Origin of the sequence: Methylomonas koyamae (genome assembly GCF_001644025.1) — a bacterium.
In the GTDB taxonomy this organism is placed as follows: Bacteria; Pseudomonadota; Gammaproteobacteria; order Methylococcales; family Methylomonadaceae; genus Methylomonas; species Methylomonas koyamae_A.
Genome location: NZ_LUUK01000169.1, coordinates 30305 through 44858 on the forward strand (window position 1 = coordinate 30305; position 14554 = coordinate 44858).

At 59.1% G+C, this 14554-nt stretch carries 9 protein-coding genes; 3 read left to right on the top strand and 6 right to left on the bottom strand.

Features of this window, described 5'->3' with window-relative positions:
• Positions 1–66: 66 nt before the first annotated feature.
• From A1355_RS12795 to A1355_RS12810, 4 genes are all read right to left on the bottom strand, one after another.
• A complete protein-coding gene (locus A1355_RS12795) occupies positions 67–1359 on the bottom strand; it encodes an alginate export family protein (RefSeq protein ID WP_064028684.1) in 1293 nt (430 codons plus the stop codon).
• 162 nt (positions 1360–1521) lie between these two features.
• Positions 1522–3273 (bottom strand): ABC transporter ATP-binding protein, encoded by a 1752-nt coding sequence (locus A1355_RS12800; RefSeq protein WP_064028686.1) that lies wholly within the window; start codon positions 3271–3273, stop codon positions 1522–1524.
• 10 nt (positions 3274–3283) lie between these two features.
• The gene (locus A1355_RS12805; RefSeq protein WP_064028709.1) at positions 3284–4297 is read right to left on the bottom strand and encodes an ABC transporter permease; all 1014 of its coding nucleotides are present in this window, start codon (positions 4295–4297) and stop codon (positions 3284–3286) included.
• A 183-nt stretch (positions 4298–4480) separates the two neighbouring features.
• Positions 4481–5866, bottom strand: a complete 1386-nt coding sequence (locus tag A1355_RS12810) for a CmpA/NrtA family ABC transporter substrate-binding protein (RefSeq protein WP_064028688.1) — start codon at positions 5864–5866, stop codon at positions 4481–4483.
• Positions 5867–6268: 402 nt separating this feature from the next.
• Between A1355_RS12810 and ppk2 the strand changes: the two genes are divergently transcribed.
• On the top strand, positions 6269–7042 hold the full coding sequence (gene ppk2 / locus A1355_RS12815; RefSeq protein WP_064028691.1) for a polyphosphate kinase 2: 774 nt from the start codon (positions 6269–6271) through the stop codon (positions 7040–7042).
• 33 nt (positions 7043–7075) lie between these two features.
• On the opposite strand, the gene A1355_RS12820 is transcribed toward ppk2, so the two are convergent.
• Together A1355_RS12820 and A1355_RS12825 are read right to left on the bottom strand one after the other, a co-directional pair.
• Positions 7076–9364 carry a hypothetical protein gene (locus tag A1355_RS12820; RefSeq protein WP_064028693.1) on the bottom strand — a complete coding sequence of 763 codons (2289 nt, stop codon included), beginning with the start codon at positions 9362–9364 and terminating at the stop codon, positions 7076–7078.
• Positions 9365–9681: 317 nt separating this feature from the next.
• Positions 9682–11004, bottom strand: coding sequence for an alkaline phosphatase family protein (locus A1355_RS12825; protein WP_082885527.1), 1323 nt, complete (start codon positions 11002–11004; stop codon positions 9682–9684).
• 129 nt (positions 11005–11133) lie between these two features.
• Between A1355_RS12825 and A1355_RS12830 the strand changes: the two genes are divergently transcribed.
• Positions 11134–11484: a hypothetical protein gene (locus A1355_RS12830; RefSeq protein WP_064028696.1), complete on the top strand. Its 351-nt coding sequence runs from the start codon at positions 11134–11136 to the stop codon at positions 11482–11484.
• A gap of 1796 nt (positions 11485–13280) precedes the next feature.
• A complete protein-coding gene (locus tag A1355_RS12835; protein ID WP_064028698.1) occupies positions 13281–14552 on the top strand; it encodes an MdtA/MuxA family multidrug efflux RND transporter periplasmic adaptor subunit in 1272 nt (423 codons plus the stop codon).
• Positions 14553–14554 lie beyond the last annotated feature (2 nt).

The window sequence follows — 14554 nt, forward strand, 5'->3', positions numbered from 1 at the left end:
GTTCTTGCCTCGATAACGTTGCGCCACGGGAGCCGGCCGCTACCGGCCGGCTCCTGTGCTAAGTCGTTAAAAACTGACGTTGGCCTGCAGCCAGATTTTCTGGGTATCGGTAAACGCGGCGTTTTCGGTGTTGAAATTGGCGTACTTGGCCAGCAGCGAGTAGTGCTTGCCGAATTTTTTCAAAATCGAGAAATCCCACTCGCTGCCGTATTCGACGCCGCCGGTGTCGTCGTAGAAATCGTGATACATGCCGGTGACGATCAACGTATCGTTCATCGCCTTATAGCTGGCGGTGGCGAACACGTCGCGGATACCCTGGCCCAAGGTGGCGTTGCTCAGCGGATTGATGAACAAATCGGCCCAGCCCTGGAAGGCGTGGTTGGTGCCCAACGGCGTGTTGAAGGTCTTGTTCAATCCGTAACCGTTCAGCTGTTCCATCGCGCCTTGCAAGGTCAGGTTGAAAGCCGATAGACCGCCCATCAGGTTGATGCGGTCGGCCTGGTAATGGTTGGGGTTGTCGGCGTAATTGGATTGCTTGCCCCATTCGGCGGTGTACAGAAAATTCACGGTATCGAAGAACTGCGGCGATTTGCCGTCGAAGCGCAGGCCGTAGGTTTGCGAGGATTTGGCGTAATTGGCGCGTTCGCGGAAGTCCAGCCAATAGCCGTAGCCGATCAGGTTGCCCCAATCGCCGACTTTGTAATTCAGATTCAGCACCGGCGCGTTCAAGGTGTCGGTTTCGCCGAAAATGTTTTGCACGTGGTCCAGGTAACCGGCGTTGACGGTCAGCCCGAACAGGGTTTGGTTGTTGTGAGTAACCAGCACCGAGTCGTAGGTCGACTCCATTTGCCGCCAGCCGACGTTGCCGATGAAGCGGTCGTCGTCGAATTTGATGCGTTGCCGGCCGACCTTGATCAAGGTGTCGGCGATGCCCTTGTAACTGAGCCAGAACTGGTTGAGCTCGCTACGGTCAGGGTCGGCGATCAGCGAGTAGTCGCGGTGACGGTTCAACGTCGTCCCGCCCTGATCGTAGTCCTCCTGTAGCGCGTAATTGCCTTCGTATTCGGCGTAGGCTTGGAAATCGTAGAAAGTTGGCGACAGCAGGCCCAAGCGCAAGCGGGCGGTATTGGCGTTGGCGGTTTCCACCCGTTTCGGCGCCTTGCCGGGGATGATGGGGCCGTTATCCTGATCGACGTTTTCCCAGCGGTAGTTCAAATCCATTTTGACGGCGCCGTTACTGCCGTAGTGGTAAAAATTCAGCGCGTCCTCCACCTCCTTGGTGATGTCGGCTTGGGCCGGCGTGCCGGCTCCGGCGATCGCCAGCACGCCGGCCGGCAAGATGTGTGTGGATTTGAACATGATGTCTCCTGGTCTGTGGTCGGTCGAAAGTCGGTTTGCCATCCGCCTAAGCCTGCAAGGCGGGAATTTCGGCACAAAGCGTCCTAGGGTACGCAGCGCGTACCTGGTTGAATTCGGTTTGTTCATGGCTTGAAAAGGTACGGGATGCGTACCCAACAATATCTAATGGGTGTGGTCGCACTCCGCCAGAAAGGTCAGCAGGCTTTCCCGGTAACGGTAGTAGTCCGGATGCTCCAGCAGCGCCTTGCGGCTGCGCGGCCGCGGTAGATCGATGTCTTGTATTTTGCCGATCTTGGCGTGCGGTCCGTTGGTCATCATCACCACCCGGTCGGCCAGCAGAATCGCTTCGTCGACGTCATGGGTGACGACGATGGCGGTGACGTGGGTGCGTTCCCACACTTCCATCAACACCTCCTGCAATTCCCAGCGGGTTAGCGAATCCAGCATGCCGAAGGGTTCGTCGAGCAACAGCAGTTTCGGCGACAGCGCGAAGGCCCTGGCAATGCCGACTCGTTGGCGCATGCCGTTGGACAGGTCGGCGGCTTTCTTGAACATCGAGTCGGCCAGGCCCACTCGGGTTAAGTAGTATTCGACGATGTCGTCGCGCTCGTCCTGGCTGGCGTGCGGATAAACCTTATCGACGCCGAGCATGACGTTGTCGAACGCGGTCAGCCACGGAAACAAACTCGGCGCCTGAAACACCACGCCGCGATCCGGGCCGGCGCCGTCGATTTCGCGGTTATCCAGAATGATGCCGCCTTCGGAAATATCGTTGAGGCCGGCGGTCATCGACAACACTGTGGATTTACCGCAACCGGAATGGCCGATGATGGACACGAACTCGCCTTTTTTCATCCGCAAGTCAAAACCGTCGACCACCTTGACGGTGCTGTTGCCGTCCGGGGTCGGATAGATTTTCGACAGGTTGGCGAACTCCAGATAGCGGGCCTTACCCAGATCGGTTTGGCTGGGCTTGAGCGCCGAGGTATCGAGTTTCCAGTCGTTGCTGGTGTTCGGACGCACGTCCGGCAGCTTGACCCGGTCGCCGACTTCGGCTTGGGCTTTTTGCAGGCCGATGTCCATCAGATAGCGGGTGATTTCGGCACGCAGACGTTTGAACTCCGGATCGTGGTTCAACGCGGCGCGATCGCGCGGCCGTTCCAGATCGATGACGAAATCCGGGCCGAAGGTGGCGTCAGGGCCGGGTTTCAGCGGGATCACCCGGTCGGCCATGTAGATGGCTTCGTCGACGTCGTTGGTGATCAGAATGACGGTCTTCTTGTCCTGCTCCCAGATTTGCAGAATCTCGTCCTGCAAGTTGCCGCGCGTCAGAGCGTCCAGCGCGCTGAGCGGTTCGTCCAGCAATAAAATATCGGGGTTGGCTGCCAAGGCGCGGGCGACATTGACCCGTTGGCGCATGCCGCCGGACAGTTCGGCCGGGCGCTTGTCCATGGCTCGGCCCAGATTGACCATCTTGACGTATTTTTCGGCGTGGGCGCGGCGTTGCGCCGGCGTCCAGTCCTTGAAGATCGCATCGACGGCCAACGCCACGTTTTCGTAAACGGTCAGCCACGGCATCAGCGAATAGTTTTGAAACACCACGCCCCGGTCCGGTCCGGGTTCGCGGATCGCCGCGCCGTTTTTCAGCAACTCGCCGGCGTCGGCCTGAATCAGGCCGGCGATCAGCGACACCAACGTGGTTTTGCCGCTGCCGGAAAAGCCGACGATGGCGATGAATTCGCCTTCTTGTATGTCCAGATTGATGTCTTTCAGGATCGAGGTCTTGCTCCGGCCCTCGCCGTAGGATTTACAGACATTTTTCAATTCGACCAGCGGCGCGCGCGCGTCGTTGGCGGGTTGGTTGGTCGCGGTTTTTTGCATGGAAAGTTCGATGATTTTGGCGGGGGCATTCATGGCGGCGGCCTTACACTTTTTGGAAAGAGAATAGGTTTTGCAACGAGTGCATGATGCGGTCCAGCGCGAAGCCGATGAAGCCGATCGTGAACACCGCCACCATGATGCGGCTTAGCGAATTGGAACTGCCGTTTTGGAACTCGTCCCAAACGAACTTACCCAGACCCGGATTCTGCGCCAGCATTTCGGCGGCGATCAGCACCATCCAGCCCACGCCCAGCGACAAGCGCATGCCGGTGAAAATGAAGGGTAGGGCCGACGGCAGAATGATGCGCTTGATCTGGGTCATCCAGTCCAGCCGCAATACCTTGCCGACGTTGACCAGGTCACGATCGATGGACGACACGCCGACGGCGGTGTTGATCAGCGTCGGCCATAGCGAGCATAAGGTCACGGTAATCGCCGAGGTGATGAAGGATTTCTCGAACCAGGAGTCGTCGGTCGTCACGTAGGCGGCGCTGACCACCAGCGTGACGATGGGCAGCCAGGCCAGCGGCGACACCGGTTTGAAAATCTGGATCAACGGATTGAAGGCGGTATTGAGCACCGGACTCATGCCGCACAGGATACCGATCGGCACCGCGATCAAGGTCGCGATCACAAATCCGGCGAACACGGTGCGCAGACTGGTCAGGATTTTGTCGAGATAGGTCGGTTTGCCGGTGTAAGGCCGGGTTTTAATGTCGGCTTTGGGGTCTTCGGCCAGCTTTTCCTTATTGCGCTGGGCTTGGCGCTGGTAGAACTCGGCCTTCTTGGTTTGTTCGGCGGTGTGTTCGGCGATCAGACCGCCGACTTCGTCCCACACCGCGACCGGACCTGGAATCGTGCCCAGGCTGGTATTGACACCGGAGGCCGACACGCTCCACAGTCCCAGAAACAGCGCGAAGGCAATCATCGGCACGCCCATTACCAAGAACAGTTGCCGCAGTTGTTGGGCCGGATTTTCGCCGGCGGCTATTTTTACCAGCGGCACGAACCAGGTCAGGCCGGTGATGTTGAAGAATTTGATGAGTTTGTTAGTCATCTGGATACCTCTGTATGTGATGTCGTAGATACGCACCGCGTACCTTTTTTCGGTCTTGACAATCGGATCGGCTGGCAAGGTACGCGGTGCGTACCCTGCGCTTGCTGCAAAATTTCGGTTGGTAAAAAAGATGCCTCCCTGCATCAAATCGCGTCCCTGCTTTTGAGCACCCACCAAAGGTTCTTAGTCGACGACCTTGCCGCCGGAAACTGTTTGTTTGCCTTTCAAGCCGATCGCGAACTTGGCCAGATAATCGTTGGGCTTATTGGCATCGAACGGTACTTTGTCGATGAAGAAGTTTTGCGAAGGCTTGATGGCGGTGTCGGCCGGAAAGTCCTCGGCCTTGGCCTTGCCTTCGGCGACGAGCTCCTTCGCCGCGGCCAGATAAATGTCGGGGCGGTAGACATTTTTCGCGGTTTCCAGATACCAGTTGTCCGGTTTGGCTTCGTTGATCATGCCCCAGCGGCGCAATTGGGTCAGATACCAGACCGCGCTGCCGTAGGATGGATAGCTGGCGCCGTGGCGGAAAAAGGTGTTGAAGTCGGGTAGCGAACGCTTGTCCCCTTTCTCGTACTCGAAGCTGCCGTTCATGCTGGCCGCCAGTACCTCGACGTCGGCGCCGACGTATTGTTTTTGCGACAGCATTTCGATGGCTTCCTTGCGGTTTTTGTTGTTCTCGGCGTCCAGCCAGATTGAGGCGCGGATCAGCGCCTTGGTCACCGCCAGATAGGTGTTTGGGTATTTATCGGCCCAGGTCTTGGTGACGCCGAAGACTTTTTCCGGCGTGTCTTTCCACAGTTCCTCGTCGGTGATCACCGGCACGCCAATCCCTTTGAATACCGCTTGCTGATTCCATGGTTCGCCGACGCAATAGCCGAAGATGGTGCCGGATTCCAGCGTGGCCGGCATTTGCGGCGGCGGCGTTACCGACAGCAGTGCGTCGGCGTTGACCTGACCGGAAATATCCTGCGGCGGCGCGTAGTAACCGGGATGGATGCCGCCGGCCGCCAGCCAGTAGCGCAGTTTCAAATTGTGCGAGCCGGCCGGGAAGGTCATCGCCATGTTGAACGGCTTGCCTTCGGCCTTGTATTTGTCCACGACCGGTTTTAACGCGTCGGCTTTGATCGGGTGAACCGGTTTGCCGCCGTCCATCGGCACGTTGGGCTTCATTTGCTTCCAGATGTCGTTGGAAATGGTGATGGCGTTGCCGTTAAAACCCATGCTGAAGGCAGTCACGATGTCGGCCTTGGTGCCGAAGCCGATGCTGGCCGCCAGCGGCGCCGGCGCCAGCATGTGCGAACCGTCCAGTTCACCGTTGACGACCCGGTCCATTACCACTTTCCAATTGGCTTGGGCTTCCAGTTGCACGAACAGGCCTTCGTCCTCGAAAAAGCCTTTCTCGGCGGCGACGGCCAACGGCGCCATGTCGGTCAGTTTAATGAAGCCGAATTTCAAGTCTTCTTTTTCCGGCTTGCCGGCCGCCCAGGCCGAACCGGCCAGGCCGGCGGCGATCAGCGTAGCCAAGGCCGCGATCAGAGATTTCGGAGCGAATGTCGTGCGATAAGTCATGGCGGATTCCCGTGGGTTTGAAAAAGTCAGGCCAAAAAAAAGGCGTCTACCCCGTTTCGTTACCGAAACGAGAGTTAGACGCCTTTGTCTGTCGGCTCTACGTCGAGCCTAAATTCAGTCGGCTCCTATCGCGGAGCCACGTTAGCCCGAAAGCAATTCGGATGCCAAAACCGATATTTCTGAGTCGCTTTTCGATAATTTAATTAAAAATCAATAATATGACTTGAGTTCGGTCGGTCGCGGTTGTCGGTGTGGCTTGTCGGTGTGTGGCCAAGTGGGATCAAAGTTGCACTCAATCGGTACGGTTTACGACATTTTGCACGCTTGTGGTGCGGAACGATAGCGCGATGCGGCGAAACCGCTACACTGGTAGTCAGCCAATTCACTTTCGAGGATGCAGCCATGGGCAAAAAGAAATCCGAACGACCGAATTACAAGGACGTGCTGCGGCAGTTGCAGGTAGAACTGGTCAAACTGCAAAGCCATATCATCAAGCACGGCGATAAGATTTTGATCCTGTTCGAGGGCCGGGACGCCGGCGGCAAGGACGGCACCATCAAGCGCATCATTCAGCATCTGAGCCCGCGCGAGACTCGAGTGGTGGCCTTGGGCAAACCGTCGGATCGCGACCTGGGGAGCTGGTATTTTCAGCGCTATACCGAGCATCTGCCGGCCGCGCAAGAAATGGTGCTGTTCAACCGCAGTTGGTACAACCGGGCCGGCGTGGAAAGGGTCATGGGATTTTGCAGCGACGCCGATTACCACGAGTTCATCGAAACCGTCGCGCATTACGAGCAATTGCTGGTGCGTTCCGGCATCAAGCTATTTAAGTACTATCTGGATATCAGTAAGGAAGAGCAAAAAAAGCGTCTGAAGGCGCGGCTGGACGATCCGCTGAAACAATGGAAGATCAGCCCGATCGACAAAGCCGCCCAAAAGCATTGGCGCCAATACAGCGAGGCGCGCAACATCATGTTCGCCCGGACCCATCATCTATCGGCACCCTGGACCGTGGTGCGCGCCGACGACAAGCAGGCGGCGCGCGTCAACATTATCAAGGATTTATTGTCGCGACTGGATTACAAGGGCCGCGACGAGGAACTGATCTTGCCGGACGGTAATGTCGTTTTCAACTACGAAGAAAGCTATTTGCATAACGGCATGATCGCGCCTTAGCCGGCGACCGCCGAGACGGCCGCCTGCCGCCCTTTACTTGGCGGGTTTCGCGGCCGGTTTCGCGGCTTCCGGCGCGGGCGTTGGGGTTGCCGGCCCTGGCGGTGCAATAGGCCCGTTCGCCGGCGCCGGTGCGGTCGCCGGAGTTTCTCCAGCGGTCGGCGGGGCGGTAGCGGGTCCGATATAGCCTTGTCGCCAAGCCCAGCCGGCGCCGGCCAGCAACGCGAGCAGCAACAACAGCGCGGGCCAGCGGCTGGGTTTTTCGCCAAACGGATCGGCCAGATGGGTTTCGGCGTCCTTGGGTAGTTTGGCGACGTCGGTCAGCAAATGGCCGAACGGAATGTTGATGTAGGCCTTGGCGTTGACAGCCCAGCCGCAGGCATCCAGCAGCGGTGCCAGATTGCGTTGGCGCAGTTTTAGAAAGGCGATGAACATCGATGGTCCGGAAACCGCCATCATGATGCCGGCGATCACCGGCGGCATTTGCCACCATTGCAAGGCCAAAAAGCCGCTAAATACCGAAGCCAGCGCGGTGCCGATCGCGCCGATCGCCAGACCTATGGCCGCGAAGATCCCGGCGAACTTGCCGACATCGAAGGCGGTCGCGGCCGGCGGCGCCTTGCCTTCGCCGGCCTGAGCGCCGGCTTCGTTGATGCCTTTGAATGCGCCTTCGTGGGCTGCCTTGTCGCGGGCGCTGGCACTTTTTTCCAATTGTTCGTTAATCATCCGTGCCACCCGTTTATAGGGAGCCCAGAAGGCTTGCTGGATGCTGATCGGGTTTTCGATAATCTTAACGACGGTCGCGTCCCAGTCCTGGCCGGCGCGGTCGTAAAACACGCCGTTGCGGCCGACCCGCAAATTGTCGCTGTCGCCGTCGGTGAACGCGGCGGCAATCGTCAGTTTCTCGCTGCTGCCCTGGCGTCGGCATTCGCAGTACGCCAGAAATATCTTGCTCAGTTCGGCCAGTTTGCCGTGGGTGGCGACGTCGTCGACCTTAACGCACAGACGGCAAGCCCGGCCGTCCAGATACAAGGTACCGGCCTGAAAGATCGCGTGCGGCTCGGCGGTGTAAAAATCGCGGAAGGAGACGAAGTTGTTCAGCAGCCGGTACAGGTCGCGGTGATAGTGCAGCAAGCGGCTCAGGCCGTCGATCGCGTCGGCTTCGGCCTTCAGGGCTAGATCCTGTTCGATCAACGCCGCCAGCTTGGCTTGGGTGCCGCTTTCCAGATAGGTTTTGACGCTGGCGATCGGCAGGCCGGCGGCCGCGCTGGCCGGCTTTTGCGCCAGCCAGGCCCGGTAGTCGGCAAACCGGCCGAGTACGTCCCGCCATTGGGCGTAGCTCAAACTTTCCAGCGTGCCGAGTAAGGGCGTCAGCACGTCGGCGCGCAATTGCGCCAACGCATCGCTCCAGGCTGGATTGAGCCCGCCGCCCAGCGGCAGATCGCGGTCGGGCCCGATGGTGGCCAACGGCAGTTGCGCCACCGCTTCCAGCTCAGGCGCCAGATCGAATCCGGCCAGTTGTTCGTAGCGGGCGTCGCTGGGATTCAGTGCCGTGGCGGCGCGTTCGTCGAAGGCCGCCAGCCGGCAGCGGGTGAAATAATCGTCGATCTTGGCCTTGATTTTGTCCAGCGAGGCTGCCGCCGATTCCGGATCGGCGATGTTGCCGCGCACCTGGGCGGCTTCCCGGTCGCATTCCCGCCACCAGTCGTAATAGACCTGGGCGTCCGCGAAGAATTGCGTCAGTTTTTCGGCGTCGATGCCGGGTTCGCCGCAACGGTCGATCAACTCGCCTTGGCAGGCCATGATGTCGCTAATAGCCGCTTGGCCGGTTTCGTCGGCGGCGGCTTTGGCCGGGACGATGCCGTCGCCGTTAAAACGGGTTTCGGCAAAGATTTTCGCCATGTCGGCCAAATCTTCGTCGGTGATTTCGCTGGCTTGCGGTTTGCCCAGATTTTTCAGTACTTCCTTGGCGCAAGCCAGCAGCTGCTTGCCTTCCTCATCGTGGTCGTTGATCGCCGCGAGCGGCAGGCTGGCTTTTTGTTGCAGCAAATCGGACGGGTTTTTCAAGACCTTGCCGACCCAGCGTACCGCCGCCAGCACCTCCGGCACCCGAATCCGGCCGTCGCCGTCGCTGTCGAGCAGTTGCAGCGTGCGTTCGTCGAAGTACAGACCGTGGGTCGGACAACTCAGCGCCGCCCACAATTTCTGATCGAGTTCCGGCAGCGCCAGTAAATCGCTGGCGCGCTTCAGTTCCACTTGGTCGAAACCGCCGAGTTTGGCGAAACGCCATTTTTCGGCGGGTTGGCGTGGATAGGCTTGATTCATCGGAGGGTCTCCCTGCTTGGTGGCGTACGATTGCAAATACTAACTGAAAACCGGAAATTCGCCGTCTCTGTCCCGGAAACGGCCGAACCTTGACATCGACAGGCGGGGGCGAGCCGCGAGCCGCCGGACTGGCGGCAAGCCTGAATCGGCTGGACGCGGCAGAGCTTAAGCCACTCGAAAACGGAGTGCAAATATCGGCCTCATATAAAAAGCCGTGTTCGTCTGTAAAGCGACCGCGGCTACCCAGGGATGGGCGACAACGAGCGATCGGCGCGAGGTCGGCGATATTTTTGCTTCGGGCCTATTAATCCGGCGATTCATTCGAACGCGCCCAGCAATCCTTCCGAGTTGGCGTCTCGTTCGCCGAGCGGCGGCAGGCCGAAGCGGGTTTCGATCAGCTTTAGGATGGCCGTCGTGTCGTAGCGAGTGTGGTCGATGTAGTGTTTTTTCGCGAACGGCGAAACCACGACGGCCGGAATCCGCGTACCGGGTCCCCAACGGTCGCCCTCGGGTGGGGCGACGTGATCCCACAAACCGCCGTATTCGTCGTAGGTGATGACGATGGCGGTGGAGGACCAGATCGGGCTGGCGCGAATTGCTTCGACCACGTCGCGAACATCCCGGTCGGCTTCCAGGATGCTGGAGTAGCCGGGGTGTTGGTTGCTGCGCCCGACCGGCTTGTAAAACGCGACTTGCGGAAAGCCGGTTTTCAGGTCCGCGAACAGGCGCTGTTTGTCGCGCAAATGCTCGGCGCGGGCGGCGCTGTTCGGCGCGTAGTTGGCGTAGTAGATAAAGGGTTGGTGGTGGTACTGAAAGTTGTCGCCAAGGTCGCGGCCGGCCACGGCGTCGTCCCAACCGCCGGCATACCAGGCCCAACTCACGCCCTTGTCCGACAGGCGATCGCCGATGGTTGGCGCGGTTTGTATCGGCAGACGCCGTTCGGGGTGCTTGTCGTCGTGCGGTGGGAAAAACGGTTGTATCGTGCCGACCGCGTAGCCGTCCAAGGTGACGCTGGGATCGCCGACCGGCTTGCCGGTGGCCGGGTCCGCCTGCCAGTGCAGCATGTCGTCCGGCGCATTGTTGAAACGCGGCGTGCAGGCGCAGATCAGCCATTGATGATTTAAAAACGAGCCGCCGTAAGCCGCCTGGAAAAAATGGTCGGCCAGCGTGAACTCCTTGGCATATTGCCACAGCGCCGTGCCGGCCAGATTGTAGTAGCCTTGGGTCAGTCCGCCGGCCGACGATAATTGCGCGAAACGGTCGTTACGGCCGGCGTTGATTTGCATCTGGTGGATGAAAAACCGGTGAGTCAGATCCGGGTGACGTTGGTTGGGGTTGATGTAACGGCCTATGTCGAATGGGGCGTTGGCGAGATCGGCCGGGAAGCGCTCGTCGTTTTTGCCGTCGCTGCGAATCGGCGGCAGCGTGCCGTAGGGCCTACCGAATTCGTCGATTTGCGGCGGCGCCGATTGGGCGTTGCTGAGGCCGTCGGCGCCGGGGAACAGGCCGAACACATTGTCGAAACTGCGATTTTCCAGATAGATCACCAGGATGTGCTCGATGCGCGATAAATCGGCGGACGATGCCACCGTGGACAGCAGCGCGCCGGTCGCTAACATAGTGATCTGCAAACATTTCATCGATGAACTCCGGGATGTGAGGCGTAATAATAAGAAAACGATTAAATTCGGCAATTGCCGGCGGATTGGATTAGAATTCGACGCAACGATGGCACAACGCCCTCGCTCCGTAAAGATCTGGAGGCCCCCATGGACATCAATACCCAATACTCGCAATCCAGCGCCCTGACCACTCAGGCAACCCGCGATCTTAAAGCACCCAAAAGCGCCGAATCGGCGGAACCCAAATCGGTTACGACGCCGGATCGCGATTCCGATAGCGACAATCAGGCCGTTGGCGATACCGTGAGCTTTTCCCAAGCCTCGTTGCGCTTGGCGCAAAGTCAATCGAAGACCGACGCGCAACCGGCGCTGAATTCCAGCGCCGAAGCGCGCCGGGCCGCCGAGGATCTGGTGAGCTCCAGCGCGGCCAACCCGGCGGCTTTCTACGCCGCTCAAGGCAACGGCACGCGCATCAACGTTGGCGGTTTGTTAGGCTAATATCAGCTGCATATATCAGCTGCATATATAGGTATCTTACGACGGCCGCGGGCGTCATGCCCGCGGCCGTTTTTTTTGTCCGGCGGATTGAGATACCCACTCGCTTAACTCGTCACACCGGCATTCCAGGCCTGGGAGACGTAAGCTATTCGTGTTTTATAGGGGCGTTCGTTTAGAAGTGTTTCCCAACCCATGTCGTTTGGGCGCCTAAATTCCTTTGTGGCTTAAGTTTCTCCTCGCCCCCAAATCCGCTAGACGGATGTAGGGCATGGCCAGGGTGGGTGTCCTCGGCTGGGTAAAGCGATGCGGCGATCCCAAAAGGTCGGCATGCGCAAATAAGGCGCGCCCAACGTTTCACCTCGCCAGCCCAGAGACAAGCCGTACACTCGGCAGTCCGGATGTCGGCCCGACCGCCGGCGCCCATCAATTCGGCAGGCCGCTGCGCCGATTGCGGCCAAGTTGTCCGCGCCGCCGCGGTTCGTGAGCGTTCGGAACCGACTGGGCGGATTTTGTCGGCCACGGGCGGTTCGATCATCAGGCTGGCCTGTTGAGATATACCAATTCCGTCACACACCAAGCAATTGACGCAGGCCGTTTTCCTGAACGGCTAGCCAGACAGTATCGATCCAACACAGAACGCTGGGGCAATGACGGTTGGGGCGATGCCCGACATGTCGATTGATTCCGGTGTGAAGTAGTCGTGATCTGGGAAGACTTGCTGTGACAGTAGTCGACTGAGACCACGCCGCGTTGTTGCCGAAACAGCAGTCGTCCAGCAATCGCCGATCCTGCAGCAACAATCCGCCGACATTCGACGGCCGGGTTCGGCGTTACCTCCAGGTCCCGATCGTATTCTCGTCACGGTCTATTACGGAGTGTCAAACCTAGGTTCGACGCTCCGGATTCAAAGCGCGACCGAGCAAAGACGCCGGGTTGGACTATTCAGGGATCATCGCATGGCGCGGTAGCAACCGCTGCTTTTCCGTCCGGATCGCACGCCATTACAGCGCATGGCATAAGTTTTGCCCTGTGACGGAGCATCGGCATCGCCATTCATCCGACATCTGACCAGGAGTCATCATGCGCATTTCCTTCAACGCCGCCAGCCTCGGTACCGCTCTGGCCGGCCGCGCGGGTTTATCCCAAGATAAGGTTAAACTGACCAGCGAATCGGCCGGTGTCGCTCTGATAAAGGCATCGAATGTTCCGGTGTCGGCCGTTGGTTTCAGTTCGTGCAGGTACCCGCGCCGGATTTGTCTAGACCTCCGGTCGCGGTTGACAGCTTTAATTACGATACCAGCATCAGGGTGCGGATCGCCCGCGGCCAGATGGTCGAGCCGGGCGGTACTTCCCGGCCAGGGACGGCGAATTGATGGACTGTAGCCAGTTCGCCGAGCGGTATTGCCTCGCCACCCACAAACTGAAGAGTTGTTGCTGGCATGCCGTGCAAGCCGCTGCCATACCTTTTGCTAACCCAATATGAGTTGGCTCTCCAAGCCACTGGCCGAGGCGGGAACTAAATCGCCGCTGTCGACCTAAGGTTCGTGAAACAATGTTTGCCAAAGGGAAATACCAAACGATGGCCAAGCCGCGGCTTCAACTCCGTTAGCAGGCTAACCGCCGCGACGCCGTCGTCAGTGTCCAGGTTCCAGCGATTAATCGTTACCGCTTGAAGCCCGGCCGGCTCGCCTTGCAATGCAACCGTTTTTCGACTCTCGGCGGAACCGGCGGCCGCTTCGCACGCCTAATAACGACAATACCTTGGCAACCTTATATCCTCATATAGAATCCCTTGCATGACTAACCCAACCCCCATCGATGCTTCTATCCGGCGCCGCTCTCGCTGGTATTGGCGCGGCGCACTTTCTACCCTCGGCGTGATCGGTATTCTGGTCTATCTGCAATTCGGTCAGGCCGCGCCCGATACTAAAGCCGAGCGCGGCTCCAAAAACCGGCCGCCGTTCGGCGAGCGGCCGGACGCACCGGCTGTCGTGGCCATCCAATCCGCCGATAGCGGCGATTTTCCGGTGTATTTGCACGCGCTAGGCACTGTCACCGCGCTACGCACCGTCACCGTCAAGTCGCGCGTTGACGGCGAACTGGTGAAAGTGAACTTCAGCGAAGGGCAAATGGTTAAAGCCGGCGATCTGTTGGCCGAAATCGACCCGCGTCCGTTTCAAGTACAATTGCAGCAAGCCCAGGGCCAGCTGACCCGCGACCAGGCCTTGCTGCAAAACGCCGAACTGGACCGGGCCCGCTATCAAACCTTGCTGGAACAGGATTCGATTGCCGCCCAACAAACCGTCACCCAAGAATCCCAGGTCAAACAATATCGAGGGAATGTCGAGATGGACCAGGCCCTGGTCGATAATGCCAAACTGCAACTCGGTTACGCCAAACTGACCGCGCCGATTTCCGGCCGGGTCGGCTTGCGGCAAGTGGACCAAGGCAACCTCGTCAGAGCCGGCGATGCCAACGGCTTGGTGGTGATTACCCAACTGCAACCGATCAGCGTGGTGTTTACCTTGCCGGAAGACAAGCTGCCGGACGTGGTAAAACGCTATCGCGAAGGCAAGGAGATTGGCATCGAAGCTTACGACCGCGCCGGCAAAATCAAACTGGCCGACGGCAAACTGATCGCGCTGGACAATCAAATCGATCCGACCACCGGCACCCTAAAATTGAAGGCCCAATTCGACAACCGCGAGCAAACCCTGTTCGCCAACCAGTTCGTCAATATCCGCATGCATCTGGACACCTTGCGCGGCGTCACTCAAATACCGAGCGCCGCGCTGCAGCACGACAGTCAGGGCGCCTTTGTCTACGTGGTCGATGCCGAAAACATCGCTCATCTGCGCCGGGTGGAACCGGGGCCCAGCGAAGGCGAAAAGGTCGCGATCGAGAAGCGGATTGCGCCGGGCGAAACCTTGATCGTTACCGGCATCGACCGGGTCAAGGATGGTGGAGTGGTCGATGTCGCCGAAAAAGACGGTCAGGCAGTGGCGGCAAGGCCCGAACTACAGCCCAAGCCGGCAGACGAATCCGGCCAACGTCGGCGGCGCGGTTAAGC